Source organism: Phyllobacterium sp. CCNWLW109 (assembly GCF_037203905.1).
Taxonomy (GTDB): Bacteria; Pseudomonadota; Alphaproteobacteria; order Rhizobiales; family Rhizobiaceae; genus Phyllobacterium; species Phyllobacterium ifriqiyense.
In genome coordinates this window covers 410,603-427,643 of record NZ_JBBCBK010000001.1, presented here as the reverse complement: position 1 = coordinate 427,643, position 17,041 = coordinate 410,603, and the positions used below count along the sequence as shown (strand labels likewise).

16 protein-coding genes and 5 pseudogenes are annotated in these 17,041 nt (G+C 57.0%); 9 read left to right on the top strand and 12 right to left on the bottom strand.

The genetic code is table 11. From position 1 onward, the window contains the following. Positions 1-390: 390 nt before the first annotated feature. Entirely contained in the window at positions 391-1,998 is a 1,608-nt protein-coding gene (locus V9K92_RS02085) for a class I SAM-dependent methyltransferase (protein WP_337353100.1), read from the bottom strand. A gap of 280 nt (positions 1,999-2,278) precedes the next feature. Next, the gene (locus V9K92_RS02080; protein ID WP_337353099.1) at positions 2,279-3,199 is read right to left on the bottom strand and encodes an SDR family oxidoreductase; all 921 of its coding nucleotides are present in this window, start codon (positions 3,197-3,199) and stop codon (positions 2,279-2,281) included. A gap of 249 nt (positions 3,200-3,448) precedes the next feature. Here V9K92_RS02080 and V9K92_RS02075 point away from each other — a divergent pair, with 249 nt between their 5' ends. Beyond that, the gene (locus tag V9K92_RS02075; RefSeq protein ID WP_337353098.1) at positions 3,449-3,736 is read left to right on the top strand and encodes a hypothetical protein; all 288 of its coding nucleotides are present in this window, start codon (positions 3,449-3,451) and stop codon (positions 3,734-3,736) included. A gap of 306 nt (positions 3,737-4,042) precedes the next feature. On the opposite strand, the gene V9K92_RS02070 is transcribed toward V9K92_RS02075, so the two are convergent. After that, complete coding sequence (locus tag V9K92_RS02070) at positions 4,043-4,966, bottom strand: AraC family transcriptional regulator (protein ID WP_337353097.1); 924 nt, start codon at positions 4,964-4,966, stop codon at positions 4,043-4,045. 402 nt (positions 4,967-5,368) lie between these two features. On the opposite strand from V9K92_RS02070, the pseudogene V9K92_RS22810 reads away from it, so the two are divergent. Then, a pseudogene (locus tag V9K92_RS22810) lies at positions 5,369-6,223 on the top strand (SDR family oxidoreductase). Positions 6,224-6,243: 20 nt separating this feature from the next. On the opposite strand, the pseudogene V9K92_RS02050 reads toward V9K92_RS22810, so the two are convergent. Together V9K92_RS02050 and V9K92_RS02045 are read right to left on the bottom strand one after the other, a co-directional pair. Beyond that, positions 6,244-6,596: pseudogene (locus V9K92_RS02050) on the bottom strand (IS6 family transposase); the annotation flags it as partial. 131 nt (positions 6,597-6,727) lie between these two features. Further along, a complete protein-coding gene (locus V9K92_RS02045) occupies positions 6,728-7,762 on the bottom strand; it encodes an AraC family transcriptional regulator (protein ID WP_337353094.1) in 1,035 nt (344 codons plus the stop codon). Positions 7,763-7,918: 156 nt separating this feature from the next. Between V9K92_RS02045 and V9K92_RS02040 the strand changes: the two genes are divergently transcribed. Further along, positions 7,919-8,803: an NmrA family NAD(P)-binding protein gene (locus tag V9K92_RS02040; RefSeq protein ID WP_337353093.1), complete on the top strand. Its 885-nt coding sequence runs from the start codon at positions 7,919-7,921 to the stop codon at positions 8,801-8,803. Positions 8,804-9,263: 460 nt separating this feature from the next. Here V9K92_RS02040 and V9K92_RS02035 read toward each other — a convergent pair whose 3' ends face one another. Continuing rightward, complete coding sequence (locus tag V9K92_RS02035) at positions 9,264-10,361, bottom strand: aldo/keto reductase (RefSeq protein ID WP_337353092.1); 1,098 nt, start codon at positions 10,359-10,361, stop codon at positions 9,264-9,266. An 82-nt stretch (positions 10,362-10,443) separates the two neighbouring features. On the opposite strand from V9K92_RS02035, the gene V9K92_RS02030 reads away from it, so the two are divergent. Next, positions 10,444-10,737, top strand: a complete 294-nt coding sequence (locus tag V9K92_RS02030; RefSeq protein ID WP_337353091.1) for a hypothetical protein — start codon at positions 10,444-10,446, stop codon at positions 10,735-10,737. Between the two features lies 1 nt (position 10,738). Here V9K92_RS02030 and V9K92_RS02025 read toward each other — a convergent pair whose 3' ends face one another. Together V9K92_RS02025 and V9K92_RS02020 are read right to left on the bottom strand one after the other, a co-directional pair. After that, positions 10,739-11,323 (bottom strand): dioxygenase family protein, encoded by a 585-nt coding sequence (locus tag V9K92_RS02025; protein WP_337353090.1) that lies wholly within the window; start codon positions 11,321-11,323, stop codon positions 10,739-10,741. Positions 11,324-11,348: 25 nt separating this feature from the next. Continuing rightward, the gene (locus tag V9K92_RS02020) at positions 11,349-12,311 is read right to left on the bottom strand and encodes an MBL fold metallo-hydrolase (protein WP_337353486.1); all 963 of its coding nucleotides are present in this window, start codon (positions 12,309-12,311) and stop codon (positions 11,349-11,351) included. Between the two features lie 121 nt (positions 12,312-12,432). On the opposite strand from V9K92_RS02020, the gene V9K92_RS02015 reads away from it, so the two are divergent. Continuing rightward, positions 12,433-13,407, top strand: a complete 975-nt coding sequence (locus tag V9K92_RS02015; RefSeq protein ID WP_337353089.1) for a LysR family transcriptional regulator — start codon at positions 12,433-12,435, stop codon at positions 13,405-13,407. Positions 13,408-13,666: 259 nt separating this feature from the next. After that, positions 13,667-13,818: pseudogene (locus V9K92_RS22805) on the top strand (GMC oxidoreductase); the annotation flags it as partial. A 166-nt stretch (positions 13,819-13,984) separates the two neighbouring features. Here the strand turns inward: V9K92_RS22805 and V9K92_RS02010 are convergent. Further along, positions 13,985-14,191 carry a hypothetical protein gene (locus V9K92_RS02010; RefSeq protein ID WP_337353088.1) on the bottom strand — a complete coding sequence of 69 codons (207 nt, stop codon included), beginning with the start codon at positions 14,189-14,191 and terminating at the stop codon, positions 13,985-13,987. A 712-nt stretch (positions 14,192-14,903) separates the two neighbouring features. Further along, a complete protein-coding gene (locus tag V9K92_RS02005; RefSeq protein ID WP_337353087.1) occupies positions 14,904-15,635 on the bottom strand; it encodes an SDR family NAD(P)-dependent oxidoreductase in 732 nt (243 codons plus the stop codon). Positions 15,636-15,716: 81 nt separating this feature from the next. On the opposite strand from V9K92_RS02005, the gene V9K92_RS02000 reads away from it, so the two are divergent. From V9K92_RS02000 to V9K92_RS01995, 3 genes and pseudogenes are all read left to right on the top strand, one after another. Next, entirely contained in the window at positions 15,717-16,109 is a 393-nt protein-coding gene (locus V9K92_RS02000) for a winged helix-turn-helix transcriptional regulator (protein WP_337353086.1), read from the top strand. A gap of 37 nt (positions 16,110-16,146) precedes the next feature. After that, positions 16,147-16,263 (top strand): annotated as a pseudogene (locus tag V9K92_RS22800) (class D beta-lactamase); the annotation flags it as partial. Further along, positions 16,251-16,385 carry a hypothetical protein gene (locus V9K92_RS01995; protein WP_307278320.1) on the top strand — a complete coding sequence of 45 codons (135 nt, stop codon included), beginning with the start codon at positions 16,251-16,253 and terminating at the stop codon, positions 16,383-16,385. The pseudogene V9K92_RS22800 and the gene V9K92_RS01995, both read left to right, overlap by 13 nt. Before the next feature lie 428 nt (positions 16,386-16,813). Here the strand turns inward: V9K92_RS01995 and V9K92_RS22795 are convergent, their stop codons facing one another. After that, positions 16,814-16,918, bottom strand: coding sequence for a lipase family protein (locus V9K92_RS22795; protein ID WP_443094437.1), 105 nt, complete (start codon positions 16,916-16,918; stop codon positions 16,814-16,816). Next, positions 16,898-17,031 (bottom strand): annotated as a pseudogene (locus V9K92_RS22790) (IS6 family transposase); the annotation flags it as partial. The gene V9K92_RS22795 and the pseudogene V9K92_RS22790, both read right to left, overlap by 21 nt. Between the last annotated feature and the right edge of the window lie 10 nt (positions 17,032-17,041).

Sequence of the window (17,041 nt, the reverse complement as noted above, 5' to 3'; positions counted from 1 at the left end):
CGTAAAATGGCAAACGACTTCTTTAAGGGTTTCTGCGAACTATCCTGACCGATTATATTCTAATTACGACATTACCTCTCAAGCCGTCGCAACGGTGTGCTGCGGTTTCGAACTATTGCAAACTTGCTCCTCATCTCTCGCCGCATCCCATGCGACTGAAACATCAGAAACGGTTGGAACCAACTTAAACGAAGGGTGTCCCACGATTGTCCCAACGAACGATCAAATTGTAGCCAAATGTACAAGAATGGGGTGCAGGTCATACCTTGTTACGCCCGTCTGTCGTTGCAGTCTGAATTGCGATATCGGATGGGCGCTCGTTCCAAATTCACGCGCCGCCGCTTGCCACTAAATAAGGCTGCACGGCCGCCGGAACACTTTTTGGGAAATTCAAGGGCTTCCTGCGCCGCTAGCCATGACTTTTTGACCACGCATCGAGGATGCGGCATTCACACAAGGTTCAATGATCTGAAGGGCTTCCAGCAGCGGTCGATCGAACTTTAGGAACTTGCTTATTGAAATCCCAATTTGCTTGAGGTTTTCATTCTTGGATTCAATCCTATTGCCGTCTTTCAACAGGCGTTCACCAATGCTGTCCAAAAAGTCCCACACATAGTTAGCCACCGCATCAGGACTGCGTTTGCCCTCGCTCAAAGCGCGAATGAATAGTTGCGTCATGTGCGATACCGCGATTCCACCTGCGGTCACAGGCGACGCCATATGATGCATATCCATGCTGACGAGGGCGCGATCCAAAATATGCCTGTTCAACGCCCTGCATTGCTCTATTGCTTTGCCGGAGGGTTGCTGTGCTGGACTCATGAATCCTGCTCCGGTGAGAACCGTCAGCACTTCAACGACGTCTTTGGGTTCAAAATCCTGAAGTTTGGGATGCCTCAAAAGTTCGTCAACGCGTTTTAGCCTGTATCCGTCATCAGACATGGCCTCAATGACAGGATCATACTTTTCAGCTGGCAGTTCCACTTCTCCCGGGCCGCATGGGATCTTTTTCGGAATATCGGCTGACGGCTTCAGCAGCACAAAGGCCTGCGCGTGCCATGCATCGCGATGTTCTGAGTCAGTCAGTTTTCGGGGGCCCTTGATGAAAATGTCGCTTCTAAACCGTCTGTTCAGAAGATAATCGCGCACCGTCTCTCGCATGACCGGATGACCGACTTGGGAGAGCAGCTTGCGGCCCTCCTCGCTGAGCCTGAGAGCATCGATGCCGCCCAAAAGACTGGCTGATCCGACGAATGAAAGCTTGGTATCCTCAAGGCTGCGGACCATGTCGGAAAAATGCCCGAGATGCCAGTCCGCGTTCAAATATTCATGGGCAAGATAGTTGGGTCCCTGCTTCATCAAATGTTTGAGATGATGTCCGGCGATCGGGTTCTCCTGGAAATAGATCGAACCGGCCTTTGCGACATCTCCTACAAATTGCAAAGCGCCTTCAATCATTCCAGTGGGTCCCGTGTTTTTCCCCTCGCCACAATCCTGATAGAGGGACATCAACTCGCGGATTGGAATGACCGGGGCCCAGCCTGGCAGGCAGTTATAGCTTATATAGGCAATCCCACCGGGGCGGAGCTTCCGCCTGATGATATCCGTTATAATCTTTCGGTTCCTTTCCGATATCCAGCTCCAAACACCGTGAAGTGCGATGATATCAAAATCGGGAAGATCCTTCCTGCTGGCGAGTTCTTCGAAGGAATCGTCGAACAGATGCAGGTCGGCACCGGAAGCTGCGGCGAGCTTGCGGGCCTCCACCGTTTGCGCGGGGTTGAAGTCCGTTCCCCAATACGATCCAGCGGATCCCGCCGCATGTATGTTGATCGAGACCCCTTGTCCGAAACCGAGCTCGAGATAGGTCGGCTCGTCGCGCAGTTGCGACTCTATCGCCTGGCCAAGACAAGCTAAGCGCAGCATGGCCGGGTTCATTTCTGAATAATAGCCATGGGAATAATTCAGATCAGTAAAGTAACCGTACGACCATGCCATCAGTGAGACTCCAGGACACGTTCAGGAATTGGGCCTGCGGTCCATTGTTGTTGAATTGAAAGGAGAGGAACGGCCGGGATGGGCAGGAGGCGCAACGGGCCGGAAAACGGTTGGTGGCTTGGACCATTCCCGTGAAGGACACGCTCGTGATGCGGATGCGATATGGGACGTCAAACGGACCGTTAGAGAGAAATTGGCTAACTATCACGGGATTGGACTCTCCTTGCAAAACCGCCGGGTCATCATCATCGCCTGGCGCAGAACTGGGCCCGGTGACACTTCAGGCGAATATCACGTTTGTCAGTTCTTCAGATATATCCCAAAGGAGAGCGGCAGCGACGGCGTCGAGCGCCTGCTTGGCCGGCTTCTCCTCTGCCGGATAGCCGCGTATCCTGCCCAGACCGTTAGGCCCATAATAAGCGCCGCCTCGCGCTGACGGGTCGGTTGCCGCATAGAGCGTGGGCAGGGCGCCTTGCCACACGGGCTGAAACAGGAATGGCAGGAAGCGGCGCATTCTGGCGGCTGTGCTCCGTGGACCTGATCCGTTTGGAAGGAGTTCAGTGCGCGAGACCCCGGGATGCGCCGCCAAGCTTTCCACACCCCATCCAGCTGATTTGCTGCGCCGGTCCAGTTCGAAGGCAAACATGATGCAGGCGAGCTTCGATTGGCTGTAGACGGGCATCGGCTTGTAGTCATGCTCGGCCTGCAGGTCGTCGAAGTTGATCGCGCCGGTGCCATCCCGGACAGCGATGCTGCCGAGACTCACGACACGGGGTTTGTGCCCTTTCCTGAGCAGCGGCAGCAGATGCGCGGTAAGCGCGAAATGGCCAAGGTAGTTCGTGCCGAATTGCAATTCGAAGCCATCGCTGGTCTCGCGGCGCTCCGGTGGCGCCATGACCCCGGCATTATTGATCAAAAGATCGAGATTGTCTTGGTCCTGCGCAAGCTGCGCGGCGAACCCAGCGATCGAGGCGAGGTCGGCAAGATCGACCCTGCCAAACCGCACTTGCGCTCCAGGAACGGCTTGCTTGATCGCTGCCACGGCCTCAGTGCCCTTCTGAGCATTACGCCCGGCAATTAGAACGCTGGCACCGGCACGAGCCAAGGCAAGAGCGTCCTCAAAACCCAGCCCGCCGGTGCCGGTCACGACTGCGGAGCGGCCGCGTTGTGGAGGGATGTTTTTGCTCGTCCATTTCGTCATAACAATTCTTGCCTTCTAGGTAGTTTCGCGAGATTTCGATTGTCTCAACACACCCGCTATTCACTTGATTGCTAAGTTGCCCAAGGCGCGGCAAACCTCTATGCCCAAACTCGCAAAAAACCTGCCTATTCCTACACCGTGCGATCGAATATTCGTCGGAACAAGACCTGAACGGCCGAGGTTCCAACAGAGCCCCAGGGTTGCGCGAGAGCGGCTTGCTCTGCCGGCCCGGAACTGTCGGCGGCTCATATGATGCTGCTGACCATCCTCGGTTCCCTGGCGTTAGCAGTGAAAATCCAGGTCACGGCGATGACAAAGGCGCTTGCAACCAATAGCAGAGCAACTGCCCCAAAATTAGCAACCGCCTTGGCCTTTTCGACCCGCGCGGATGAACATTTCGGCGACGATGAGATTGGGGACGTAGAAAAAGAATACCATGATTTCGACGAACCAGCCGTTAAAGCCCGCCGCGCGACCAATGTTTCCGAACAGAAGAGGCCAAAGGCCGCATTCCATCCGATAGAGCCAAAAGCCTAAGCCAAAAGCCTATTGTCAGCGAAAAAAGCCGGAGTGCCTAGGCGCGGTGCCGCTCGTAGCGGCCAGACCGGGCAAGGACGTAAGCCAGGGTTGCGCACAGAATCATCAGCGTACCGTACAGGCCAAAGCCGACATCCATTAACGGGCCGCCGATCGTGCCTTGACTGATGATAAGGCAAGTCCGCCAAGGCCCGCCGCCCCGGCCGACATGATGTAGACCAGCCCCAGCCAGCGATGAAGCCCGGAACGAGCGAAACGAAGGCCGCCGATCAACTGGATCAACCCAGAAGGAGCAGCATTTACAAGCTACGCGCTCTGCACCTTCCTGCTGGCGTACTTGCTGTACAGGCGCTGCTGGTTCATGACGTCCTGCTTTGGCGCAGCCCCAAACGTGCGTGAATATTCGCGGCTGAATTGCGAAGTGCTTTCGTAGCCCACCTGGTAGGCAGCCTTCGCCACGTTTGCAGCTTCTGCGAACATCAAGCGCCGCGCCTCGAGAAGGCGCAATTGCTTCTGAAACTGAAGCGGGGACATCGAGGTCAGCGCCTTGAAGTGCTGGTGGAAGGACGACGGGCTCATCCGAGCAATCTCTGCCAATTGTTCGATCCGCAGCGTCTGCGCGAAATTCACGTGAAGCATGGATATGGCTTTGACCACGCGCTCGATATTCGAATCTGGGAGCGTCAGCTTGCATAATTCAGCGCCATGCGGTCCACTCAGCAACCAGTAGCAAATCTCGCGCATCACCGATGGATATAGGATCGGGATTGCCTTCGGTGTCTTTGTCATCCGGATCAGACGCAGGAGGCAGTCTGCCAATGCTTCATCGACCTTGCCCACAAAAACACAAGGTCCAGGATCTGAGGCCGGAATTGGCGGGGCGTCCAGTTGCTCCAGGACCTCGCGCATTGTCGCCACATCGAAGTCTACGGTGACCCCGATATATGGCGCCTCGGGAGAGGCCTGTACGATCCGACCCTTTGCCGGGAGCTCGACGGTAACCACCAGGCATTCCAACGCTCCGTAGTCCAGCCTGTCTTCTCCGAAGTGGATTTCCTTCGCGCCCTGGAGCACGACACAGAGTGACGGCCGGTAAAGCGCCCGCATCGGCATCATCGTCTGGAAAGACCGGATGATGTTGAAGCCTTCTATCGGCGTCGGAAACAGGCCCTGCCCCCCACCCTGTTCTTCGATATAGGCGCTGACCGCCACAAGTAGCGATGACGACACGCGAACCTCCGGTTGGTTGTGAGGCCATGTCAAAACGCGGCCGTCTCGCGACAGTGTAGCGTCGCCTGTAGGAATAGGCAAGTTTCTTGATAGTTCGGGCATTTTGATCATCTGACACTCCATATAGCTTATAAGGTGCCAACCAAGCGAGGAGTGCGTTTAGCATGACAGAAACAGCAGCGCGGTCAATAGATATTCAATGAAAGCAAACTCTACCGGTAGCAGTGTCTGTCACTTCGGACGGAACGAATACGGCTGAAATAAAAATGGCTTCGGCTCTGGGCTGCTGCTTGTCTTAGCAAACCAAGTGCATTGCTCTTTAGCTTCGGGGGCAGCGACGACTGAACGCGGCCTCGGCCGTATCCGCGAGCTTTCGCAATTCTCGAAAAGGAGATGTTCTCGATGTCCGATACTGATAACTTCCGCCGAATCTTCATGGCGCTTGCTGCCGCCGCACCGGCTGCCCTTGCTCTCAGAGGAACGGCTTCGGCCCAAACTTCCGCAGCAAACCCTCGAAACGTTCCCGGCGCCGGCCGGGCTGCCCTTTTGTCACTGGCTCGTCGCGCGGCATCGGCGCGGCCACTGCCCGCCTTCTGGCGCACGACGGTTATGCCGTCACGGTGAACTACCTCACCAATCGGGGACTGGCCGATCAAGTCGTATCTGACATCAAGGTGGCTGGGGGGCGTGCGATGGCGCGTCAGGCGGACGTCGCAGGTCCAGCTGCTGTCAAGGCCTTGTTCGATGCCCATGACGAGGCTTATTGCGGCGTTGATGTGGTGGTCAACAATGCCGGGATCATGAATGTTGGTCCCTTTGCCCAAATGACCGACGATGCTTTCAATCGAATGATCGCAACCAATATGACGGGTAGTTTCAATGTTCTGCGCGAGGCGACACGGCGCACCCGCGACGGCGGCAGGATCGTCAGTCAGAGCTCGAGCATCATTCTCCAGAAGCCCGCATATACGGGTGCTTACGCAGCCACTAAGGCGGCGCAGGAAATTTACTCGAGCGTTCTCGCCAAGAAGCTGGCGGGCCGCAATATCTCGGTGAACGCCGTGTCACCAGGCGCCGTGGATACCCAGCTGCTGCGCCAGCATGGCGAGGAAGCACTCCGAGGCATACCTGAAGCGACACCTCTGCAGCGTCTGGGCCAACCCCCAGGACATCGCAAACGTCATCGCGCTTCTCTGCTCCCACGACGGCGCATGGATCAACGGTCAAAACATCTTCGCGAACGGCGGCCTCGGTTGAGAATGAAGGCTAGGGGGGTATGCCCGTCGAACAAAGCGCTTGGCGGCGGTCAAATCGCGGTCGCTTGATGAAATCAAACTCAACCCTATCGCCGTTGTTGTCAATCGCGTGATACAGGTACATTCAGTGGCCTTTGACCTTGATGTGGGTGTCATCAAGGTTCCCTTTACGTGCGACCTGACGCTTCCTTCGATTGACGCGCTCAAGCAATTTCGGATTATTGCGATACCAGGCGATGAACAGTAGAGTGATCCAGGGTCGATGCCCCGCTCTGCCATCATTTCCTTCAGAGTGCGCGGCTGAGATTGTGAGTCAGATACCATCGTAGACATAAAAGGATCACAGACTGGTCAAAATGGCGGCCTTTGAATATTGAATTCCTGGCTCACTTCAAGCCAGAAGAGTACGTTTGCAACACATCGCAATCGCGCCAAAGCCGGACAAACGGTATTATTTCCGATCGTCGTGGTAAGCCCATGGGAAATACGGTTCAGTTCCAAGTTCTCACCGCAAGGAGTCCGCCGCCGTCATAACACCGTTGTGCTCAATATGACGGGCCCCGTTGATGGAACCGGGGTGCATCCGATTGGCAGGCAAGTCCATAGCAACCGAACCGGTCTCCGATTCAACCTTGCGCCAACGCCCATATTGTCGAGGCGAGCATCCCATGACGCGTTTGAAGGCCGTGCTGAACGCACTTTCCGATTCATAGCCGAGCGAGGCGGCAATCGCCGAGACAGGATCTCTTGTATTCTCCAGCCTGTCGCAAGCAAGCAGCATTCGCCACCTCGCCACATACTGCATCGGCGGCTCGCCCACGCGTTCCTTGAACCGGAGCGCAAATGTTGAGCGCGACATGCCGGCAATCTCGCCAAGCTCTTGCAGGGTCCATTGATATGCGGGTCCCGCATGGATTGCCTTGATCGCGGCACCGAGATGTCTATCCGCCAGAGAGAAGAACCAGCCGAAACGGTCCCCGCCACCCGTGTCCAGATGCACACGTAGTGCCTGCACCAGCATCAGATGAGCCAAATGCTGCGCGACAAGGGCGTTGCCGGGCTGCTCATCACGCAGTTCCTTCATCATTTGCTCGACGGACCAGCGCAAGGCTGCTTGCCCCGGTTGCTCGTGAATGTGGACGATCGCAGGAAGCAGGCCCAGCAGCATATCGGCGTGATTACCCTTCACGCCGAAGCGGCTTCCAATGAGAAACAATCCGCCACCGCCGTTGAGTGTGACGACACCGCCCCTTCGCGCTGCGGGGAATATCTCTCCAGCCCCGACCGCTGGCCCATCAATGCTGCTGCCAAGCCGGAAGGGGCGACCCGTTGGCAGCACGAAGCAATTGCCGGCCTCCAGACGCACCGCATCACGCACTCCCTCAACAGTGAGCCAGCAGCCACCCGAGATGACAGCATAACATTTGATGAGCTTGTGCTGATCGCCGAATTGGACAGCCCATTCGCCACCAGCATCGAAGCCGGAAGACACATAGGCATGAGGTTTTAGCAGCGAAAGAACGTCTGATAGGGGATCCATGGACTACTCTCGGACGATTGCGAAGATAACACAGATTATGCAGCATAGACCGTCCAGATACAACCACCTACCTTAAGCTCGAACAAAAGACTGGCTGCGGCAGGTCTGCTCGGCCAGACAACGGCCGCGCTATCGCCCTCAAAACTGGAATAAACCATGATCGTTGTAACCGCCCCCACCGGCAACATTAGCCGTCAAGTCGTTCAGAACCTTCTCCAATCGGGCGCACCAATCCGGTTGATCGCGCGCGATCCATCACATCTTGCCGAAGAGGTGCGAGACAGTGTCGAGATCATCAAAGGTTCTCATGGAGACGCAAGCGTCGTGAACGAAGCGTTCAGCGGCGCCGACGCGGTATTCTGGCTCGTGCCTCCCGACCCGAAGGCTGTTTCGGTCATGGCTGCCTATGTCGCTTTCACCCGTCCTGCGGTAGCAGCTTTGAAAGAGCAAAATATCAAGCGCGTTGTTTCGATCACGGCACTCGGGCGCGGTTCGCCGCTCGCCAACCGAGCGGGCCACGTCACCGGCTCGCTGGCGATGGACGATTTGATCGCCGGCACAGGCGTCGCATTTCGCGGTCTGGCCAATCCGTCCTTCATGGACAACATCGCCCGGCAGGCGGCAGTGATCAGGGATCAGGGCAGGTTCTTCATGCCGATCTCCGGCGACCTCAAACTTCCAAGTGTCGCGACGCGCGACGTCGCCGCCGTCGCAGCACGCTGGCTGCTCGATGACAGTTGGACAGGCCAGAGCGAGGTGCCGGTCCTTGGACCCGAGGACATTTCGTTCAACGACATGGCCGAGATCATCTCCGATGTGCTCGGCAAGACGGCCACCTACCAGCAGATCAGTTTCGACGCCTACAAAGAGCGCTTTGTGCAGTACGGCATGTGCACCGCTATGGCGCAGGGCATGACCAACATGGCTTGGGCCAAGGATCAGGGCCTGGACCTGACGGTGTCGAGGTCGCCGGAAAACACGACGCCGACAACCTTTCGCCAATGGTGCGAGGACACGCTCAAGCCCGCCATGCTCGGCTGAAACGACCTTCCTGATACGCCATTCATAAGAGTATCAAGCCATGCATTTGACTGGCCACACAATTGGGAATTTTGCGACAAGGAAGGCAGTCAGTTTTGATCGCCGCATTGATGGTGTCCTGGTTTGTGGTCGCCCTTCAGACGGTAGACCTTGGGCATCCACCATCGAGGATGATCTCGGCTTTTCAGTCGCGGACCTACAGTGAGAGTTCTTCACCCCTCACTGGGGCGCGATCGCTATCGGGCGGTGCTGCTTGGCCGATCATCTAAAGCCTGCATTGACAAAGACGGCTCCGCATCTGTCTTACGATGACTTAATCACCTACTGGTTCGAAAACGACGCATGGCTGAACATCGAGCTTCTTGAAGAACTTTGTCAGCAGCGCAATGCTGGAAAAGAGTCCATCTTGCGATCATCCGCGCACGCCGGTCGTGAGATCGTCTGCTTTTCGGTCGAAATCTCATTGGCTCGCACGAGCACGAGCTCTTGCTTGTGCCGCGCGGATCAGTCCTTGATACTGGGCGTCCTTGCCCGGATACCAGGCCATCCTTTCTATATCGGCGAAGCCTGGAATCGTCTCCATATGCTGCACCATGCGCCGGCGCATCGCCTCGTCCGGCAAGGGCCCGTACATGGCTTGGACATTATCCTCGGCATGCTCCGGATTTGATGTGCCACAGAGCACTGTCGTCACCGCCGGATGCGCCATAACCCACTTGAGAAAAAACTGCGCCCAGGTCCCCGCTTCGAATTCGCGAGCGAAGTCAGGCAGAGGGCGACCTTCCACCACCTTCATAAGACGCGCTTTTTCGAGTGGAAGGTTAATGAAGACGCCGACCCCACGGGCTGCGGCGACCGGCAACAGTCGTCGCTCGGCGCTACGATTGAAGATCGAGTAGTTCGTCTGGATGAAATCGACACCGCCGCGCTCGACCAGTTCGGCGAGCTGATCCTGCGCGCCGGTTTCATGGTGGGTGACGCCAACGTGTCGGATGCGTCCTTCTTTCTTCCAGGCCTGCATCAACGGGACAATGACTGGTGCGTTGACGATGCTGTGGCACTGCATGAGGTCAATCGTGTCGCGCCAGATGCGCAGCCTCGACTGCTCGAAGCTTGCCGCCGCATGGCTCTCGTCGCCGAGATATTCGCCGGTCGACCAGATTTTATTGGCGACGAAGATCTCCGATGCCTCCGGTGTGCCAGCAAGGAATGCGCCGACGGAGACCTCTGCCGATCCGTAGAGAGGCGACGTATCGACGACCCGACCACCGCCCGCAACGTAGCGCCGGAACACCTCGGCTAGATTGTTGCGGTCATCGCCGGGGCGGGCATCAAAGGTCAGGAAGGTGCCGAGACCGAGTGTGGTGAGGGTCTGCTGCGTTCCCGGAATCGTTCGTGTTCGTGCAGATGTCGTGGACGTCGTCGTCGCCAAGCTTGGTTGGCGTTGGGCGTGGGCCTTCCCTGCAAAGAGAGGTGTTGATGCCAGTATGGTGGCTCCCGTGCCAAGAGCACCTATGAAGCCGCGTCGGCTGACGCCGGAATGTTGCTGTTCGCTCATGCGATAGTCTCCTTTTTATGTTTGCCTTATGGACGGACGGCGCGCCGCCGACAGGCGATCGGGCTTCTAGAAGAGATGCTCAATGCGGATCGGCAGTTCTCGAAGCCGCCGCCCCGTGGCATCGAAAATCGCGTTGCCGATCGCTGCGGCGACGCCCACCATGGCGACCTCGCCAAGCCCTTTCACGCCAGCCTCGTTGAGCAGCGGAACCGGTTTCGTCGCGGCAGTCGCATCGCCGATTCCAGCAAGTGTGGCGCCGGGCCACGCCGGTCAGCATCACGTCGCGTCGGCTGATCGACAGGTCGTTACCCCGGGTCATGAGGCGATGGTTCAAGTTCATTCATGGACTTTCTCCTACCGAATAGTGCTGTCATGACTTAGACTACGAAGTCGTAGCGGGCGAACTGACCGTCGCCCGTCTGGCTGATCGTCATGAGCAGCGCTTCATCGAAAATCCGATCTCCTGCATTGCTCGGCTCGCCCGGGAAGAAGAGCTGCGTCGTCAGTACATCTCCGTCCGGTCGTTGAACCCTGAAATGGAAGTGCCGCGTGCGTCCCGGATACAGAGCCGGCACGACGGTGTTGAACCACCAGCGTCCCTGCTCGTCGGCGAACTGATGTCCCCGCAAGCGGAAGCCCGATCGATCGTACTCGCCGTTGTCGTCGGCTTGCCAGATTTCAACGAGGCTCCGCGGCATTGGGCGACAGCGGTCGTCGAGGACAAAGCCGGCAATGGTGATGCGCTCGCCGTGCGGCGCATCCGGATAGAGATCCTGCTTCAACGGTGAATTCGGCTTGAAGAACGGTCCGGCTTCACGAGCGGGCGTCGGTTCATCTCCGTCGGCGCAGATGCGCGTCAGCGGCAGCAAGGGCGCCTCCTGTACGGAAGCGATTGCTGAAGCCAGCGGCACAAGCGGCATTGTGAGAAAACCCGATAGGAATGCGCGCCTTGATGTCGTCATTGCGGGATCTTTATGCATCAGCGAATTAGAACTGCCAATTGACCGGGACCCAGGCATAGCCGACATCCGTCTTGAGCATTCGGCCAAGGCCCGGGAACGGATAGTGGAAGCCGAGAACGAGAAGCCGGTCTGCCGCCGCCATGTCGAAGATGCGGCGGCGGGATGCGAGGGCAGTGTCCTTGTCGCGATCTGGCCCAGGCACCCATGGACGGTTGATATTGACGATCGGGTGGTAGGCGAGATCAGCCGTGAGCAGGAGCTGATCACTGCCGGATTGAACAAGGAAGTTCGCCATGCCGGGGGTGTGGCCGAATGCCGGAAGGGTGGTCAGCCCGGGTACAATCTCCGCGCCCGCTTCGTACAACTCGATCCCATTCATCACGGGCTCGACGCTCCGCTTGATGGCGGCAGCGAAATTGCGGCGGAAATCCTCCGGCACCGGCATATAGGACAGGTCCGGATCGTTACGGACAAAGAAGTCCCAATCGGCCCGAGGCGCAAAGATTGCCGCCCGTGGAAATGCCTTGCCGCCATCCGCGGTTCGAAGATTGCCGACATGGTCCGGGTGCGTGTGGGAGACGACCACAACGTCGACGTCTTCTGGCTGTAGACCGATGGCGGCCAGATTCTCGAAGATGCGCCCGCCTTGCGGACCCATGGTCTGCCCGGCGCCCGCTTCGATGAGTATCCGCCTGCCATTCGTCTCGATAAGAAGCGTGTTGAGATTGAGCGTCAGGCGATCGGCCGGAAGGAAGGCGTGCCTCAGAACCTCCTGCAGTTCCGCCTCCGACGCATTGCTGGCATAGACCCGCGGAGGGCCGCCGATCAGACCGTCGCTCAACACGGTCGCCGAGACGTCGCCGACACGAAAGTGGTAATGGCCGGCATTTCCAGCTGCGGCCAAGGTCGACGCGGCCGGAGCCGTCTGCGCAATCGCCATGCCGGTCGGCAAGGCCAGTCCGGTCGTCACCGAGGCGGCTGTTAGCATGATCTTCCTGCGATTCAGCGTGACTTCACCCATGCTTTGATCCTCCACGTATCAGTCCCGGTTCAACGGTTGACGGCGAAGCCCCTATCCGCCGTGCCGCTTTGCGACATGTTTTCGAAGGATGACACGGATCAAGCGTACAGATAAGCTAATCAAAACCGATCAGCTTATTAAGCAGGACTTTGCAATGCGACCACTGCGCCTTGACAACTTAGAGATCTTTGAAGACGTCGTGCGCTGTGGTGGCTTTAGAGCCGCCGCTCTTGGCAGGGGCGTTTCATCGTCCGCCATCAGCCAATCGATCAGCGCGCTCGAAGACGCGCTGGCCATCCGGCTGCTAAACCGAACGACACGCAGCGTTGCCCCTACCGAAGCGGGCGAGCGCCTTCTCGAGCGGCTAGGGCCCGCTCTTCATGACATCAGAACAGCAATCGACGATCTCAATCAGCTTCGCGAACGTCCGTCTGGCACCGTACGGATAAATGCACCGGGTCCGGCTGCCGACCACATTCTGTGCCCTTTGACCTTTGAGTTCATGAAAATTTATCCAGATGTCAATGTAGAGATCATCAGCGATGCTGCGATCATCGACATCGTGGAGCAGGGTTTTGACGCTGGCGTACGCTTCGGCAACCAACTTGCCCAGGACATGATTGCCGTGCCGCTCGGGCCCGCCTTACGATATGCAATCGTGGCCTCGCCCGATTATCTTTGCAATCGCGGTCGACCTGACTCGCCGCATGACCTCTTGCAGCACGACTGTATTCGTCGCCGTTTCCCCGGTGGAACCATGGTGACGTGGAAATTCGAAAGGAATGGTGAGGAATTGGAGATCACCCCGAACGGCCGGTTGACACTGAGTTCGGCCCATCAAGAGCTCCAAGCCGCGCTCGCGGGATCCGGAATCGCCCACCTGCTTGAGGATTACGTCCGTGATGATGTAAAACAGGGCAAAGTTATTGAATTGCTGAGCGACTGGAAGCAGGAGCTGCCAAGTTGGTATCTGTATTATCCGAGCCGGCGGCATACGAGCGCGGCCGTGCGGGCTTTCCTCGAATACGTCCGAAACCAGAGATGGTGCCCAACCCCCGAGTAGCGCCAGCGCGCCGCCTGGGCCAAGGATGACTGGGGGGATAAACCACTTTTGCTGGCAAGTTGACGTAATCGTTAGGAATCGCAAAGGATGTGACGGCCGGTCAGGCTCTGGTGTTCCCAGCCACAACCTCGTCGTTAAAGTTCGCCACTCGCCGGTTTGGCGATACTGTCCGGATCAAGATCAGCCCAGAAACACAGGAAGGCGCCACAGTCCCGCCAATGAACGGGTGATTGGTCTGAGTCCTCAAGGGGAACCGCAGCGTGAAGGTAAGGACCCTGACGCCGTCGTCGACGCAAATCTACGACTCAAGGCGCTCGACAATCTTTTTTAGTGGACGCGTCAATTATGCCCAACCTCACCGCAGGGCCGATTCATACTGCGGTGCTCGCGGTCGCCGAGACCTTCGCTCGTTGGCACCGGAAATGGATCCGGAAAGAATTCCGATGCGATCAACGGCATCGTCGAGGGCTCCGCAGCAAGGCTGCGCGGCACGGAAGCCGGCGCGAAGCAACTGCCAGACCTTGACGACGGCGCGCGCGATTGGCCATCATGACAGCCTCTCTCGTTACACATCTTTTTATTCCGCCTCCGATTGTGAGGAAACAGCCAGCAATGAGGCCACCGCTGCTGCGCCGATCAACGCAATTTGCGCAAACTTCTCAGCGACTGCTCGTTGGCCTGCGTTATGCCGGGTATCACCAAATAAAACGATGCATGTTGCTGCCAAGCCGCTAGCCGCCGTTAGCGAAATAGTGGCGAAGAAAACCAGATTTAGAGAAATCATTGTAGCCTCCAGTTGAACTGCGAACATTATCGCGCGGTTTCTGGAGGGGAGGATAAGTTTCGACGGCTGGAATTTTGTTCCCGTAGTAACCATCGTGGTCGCCCTTGTCTCGATTGCTATAGTCTATCGAGAGCAAACATCCGGCAGTCTAGCAAACTGATCTAATTTACAACGCTGATGCGAAGGACGCCTCGCCATGTCAAACTTTCGTATTCGGCAAGCTGCGACATGTCTTTGCCATCAATTGCGAAGCTACCGAGCTTACGAATATTCTATTTCGCACAGGGGTAGCCCTTTGGGCGGGACTGTCGGGCCAAAAAGCACACCGGATGCATCCTCAGACAGCCGCTGATAGGATGGAATTGGAACCCCGGACAACTGATTTCCGGCATTGGTCGTCAGTGTTCATTAACAGCTCTCGCTCCGGCGGCACACAAAGCGAACCCAACTTTCTCAGAAGTCGAGCCAGATCCGAACTATGATGGAATTCAGCTGACTTCAGGTCTTGTCCAGAACGCCAATTATGCGAAATATGCGGGGCTTGCGGCATCAAATTTGCTGCCTGGCAGCGCCTATCAGTGAGTCGCGGGTATCTCTATCGACGCTCTAGGACTGCCACAATCTACCGGCAAGCTGGAGACGTGGGGCAAGGGCAAGATGCGCAGGGCGTACCCGACCTACTCGAGATCGGGTACGCCATTTCGGCGGCTTCCTAGACCTGCCGCAAGCCGCCGTCGACGCACAGCTCGGCACCGGCGATGTAGCTCGCGTCATCGCTCAACAAGAACAAGGCGGCCGCAGCCACTTCTGAAGCCCGCGCCATACGGCCCATCGGAATCGGAGCGACAATTGCCGCGCGAGTGTCCTCCGCAACAGCAGCCATCATGTCCGTATCCGTGGGGCCGGGTGCAACGACGTTGACCCGAATACCTTTGCGTGCGAGTTCTGCCGTCCAGGTTCGGGCATAGGAACGAACGGCCGCTTTGGTTGCGCAGTAGGTACCGTAGGCCGAGTAGCCCGCATTCCCGGCTATGGAGCCGACGAGGACGACCGAGCCGCCTTCTGTCATTGCGGGAAGAGCTGCCTGGAGGCCGAACACCATCCCTCGGACGTTGACGTCAAAGTGGCGGTCGAAGTGGCCCGGCGTTATTTCGGCGATCTGCGAAGGCTCGGAAAGACCCGCATTCAGAACAAGCGCGTCAATACGACCGCATGCTTTGCGCACTTTTTCGACAGCCTCCACCATGTCTTCCGGAGAGCTTGCGTCAGCGGTAATACCGACCGCGCCATTGCCGATGGCTTTGGCCGCCTTTTCAGCATCTTCACCTCTGCGACTGGTGATGAAGACATTTGCGCCTTCGGCAGAAAGCCGCTCTGCAATCGCCAGGCCGATACCCTTCGCGCCGCCGACGACCAAAGCCACCTTGTTATTCATGCGATCCATCGTAAATCCTTTCACTGAATGGTCTCGCTATGATATACGTTGGATATCTGATATCAATTACGCACTTGGAATAGCCTAGATATGGACGAGTATACCGACCTTGAAGCCCTTTCTCATCGCGCGCTTTGCGACATGGCGCAGGTTCGTCCGGTGCTCGACAAGATCGCTGACAAATGGACGATCCTGATACTGACAGTGATCTGTCCGAAACCTGCGCGGTTCAACGAACTCAAGCGGCGTCTCGATGGGATCACGCACAAGGCTCTGGCCGATGCTTTGAAGAGACTTGAGCGGAACGGCCTTGTGACAAGAACCGTACTCCCAACGCAACCTATTGGCGTAGAATATGCAATTACTCCGCTAGGCCATTCCCTGCGGGAGCCGTTTGAAGCATTGTGCTTGTGGGCAGCGGCCAACGGCGACAAGGTCGAGGCAGCCACGCTGAACTATGACACCACGGCAAGTCGTCGTTGACGGCGTCCCTGTGTCCGCTTCTGGCGCATTGTTGCCGCAAGCAGCCTTCATTCAGCGATTGTTGGCACAGCAATTGCCGGTGTCAGCTGGAGCACATACGCAGACAATGGCAATCATCCCTACCTTTAAAACGAAATCCGGTTGGACGGTTCGTCGGATGGGCAGAGCGGCCAAGACCGTATTGTTGTATTTGCAAGGCTTGGGGTCGGCACTATTGATGGCCGGCAGGGGCTGGTTGAACGCGACAATTTGCTGGCCGCTTTCGAAGCTCTCTGAAGAGACAACCCACATTCGCTCTTGGGAACTGTCCTACAGAATCGGGCTGCTTTTAAGCGTTGTACAAAAGCGCGTCCACCAGCAAACCTTCCTTTGAAAATGCCGATAATACGCGAATTTCCAGCACTTTTGATTGTAGCTTAAACGTCTACAATGCGTTCTTAAATGATACCAGGAGCAGTAGGAACCGATAGACTGTCAAGTTGGTTTCCTGGAGAAAGCCAGGCAAGGATTTGGCCAGCGACTTCCGTAGCACTAATGAGTGATCCGTCCGGTTGCTGCGGTACGTCGGTGCCGTAATAGGTTGCTAAATTGACGATTAGGGCTAATGACTGCTTCTTCACCCTCAACTTCAATGAACGGATACGTAGCATTATAGAAAGAGCGAATGGCATGCTGTCAAAAACAATAGGACCTTTATCGTAAAGTTATGCCATTAAACCAGCTAGTCCACCTCCTAGGGAATGGCCAGTGAAGGTTACATGATCTCCTTGCAACTTTGGATCATCACGAATCCCGCGTTCGAGCAGCATTTCCTCAACAAGGCGCAGGCTGAGCGGAAATCGGTAATACAACACGCATGGGACTTAGTCTGCGGTGGGAAACGGTGGCGTTTGTAGCTGACAACGAACTGGTTCGTTCCAATCACTTAGCCC

What these genes read in the sequence shown, in the direction of transcription:
- V9K92_RS02035 (WP_337353092.1), bottom strand. Translation starts at nt 10,361, where the DNA reads ATGAGCGAACAGCAACATTCCGGCGTCAGCCGACGCGGCTTCATAGGT.
- V9K92_RS02080 (WP_337353099.1), bottom strand. Translation starts at nt 3,199, where the DNA reads ATGACGAAATGGACGAGCAAAAACATCCCTCCACAACGCGGCCGCTCC.
- V9K92_RS02005 (WP_337353087.1), bottom strand. Translation starts at nt 15,635, where the DNA reads ATGGATCGCATGAATAACAAGGTGGCTTTGGTCGTCGGCGGCGCGAAG.
- V9K92_RS02000 (WP_337353086.1), top strand. Translation starts at nt 15,717, where the DNA reads ATGGACGAGTATACCGACCTTGAAGCCCTTTCTCATCGCGCGCTTTGC.
- V9K92_RS02030 (WP_337353091.1), top strand. Translation starts at nt 10,444, where the DNA reads ATGCGGATCGGCAGTTCTCGAAGCCGCCGCCCCGTGGCATCGAAAATC.
- V9K92_RS02075 (WP_337353098.1), top strand. Translation starts at nt 3,449, where the DNA reads ATGATGCTGCTGACCATCCTCGGTTCCCTGGCGTTAGCAGTGAAAATC.
- V9K92_RS02085 (WP_337353100.1), bottom strand. Translation starts at nt 1,998, where the DNA reads ATGGCATGGTCGTACGGTTACTTTACTGATCTGAATTATTCCCATGGC.
- V9K92_RS02020 (WP_337353486.1), bottom strand. Translation starts at nt 12,311, where the DNA reads ATGCTAACAGCCGCCTCGGTGACGACCGGACTGGCCTTGCCGACCGGC.
- V9K92_RS02010 (WP_337353088.1), bottom strand. Translation starts at nt 14,191, where the DNA reads ATGATTTCTCTAAATCTGGTTTTCTTCGCCACTATTTCGCTAACGGCG.
- V9K92_RS22795 (WP_443094437.1), bottom strand. Translation starts at nt 16,918, where the DNA reads ATGCTGCTCGAACGCGGGATTCGTGATGATCCAAAGTTGCAAGGAGAT.
- V9K92_RS02040 (WP_337353093.1), top strand. Translation starts at nt 7,919, where the DNA reads ATGATCGTTGTAACCGCCCCCACCGGCAACATTAGCCGTCAAGTCGTT.
- V9K92_RS02015 (WP_337353089.1), top strand. Translation starts at nt 12,433, where the DNA reads ATGACACGGATCAAGCGTACAGATAAGCTAATCAAAACCGATCAGCTT.
- V9K92_RS02025 (WP_337353090.1), bottom strand. Translation starts at nt 11,323, where the DNA reads ATGACGACATCAAGGCGCGCATTCCTATCGGGTTTTCTCACAATGCCG.
- V9K92_RS02045 (WP_337353094.1), bottom strand. Translation starts at nt 7,762, where the DNA reads ATGGATCCCCTATCAGACGTTCTTTCGCTGCTAAAACCTCATGCCTAT.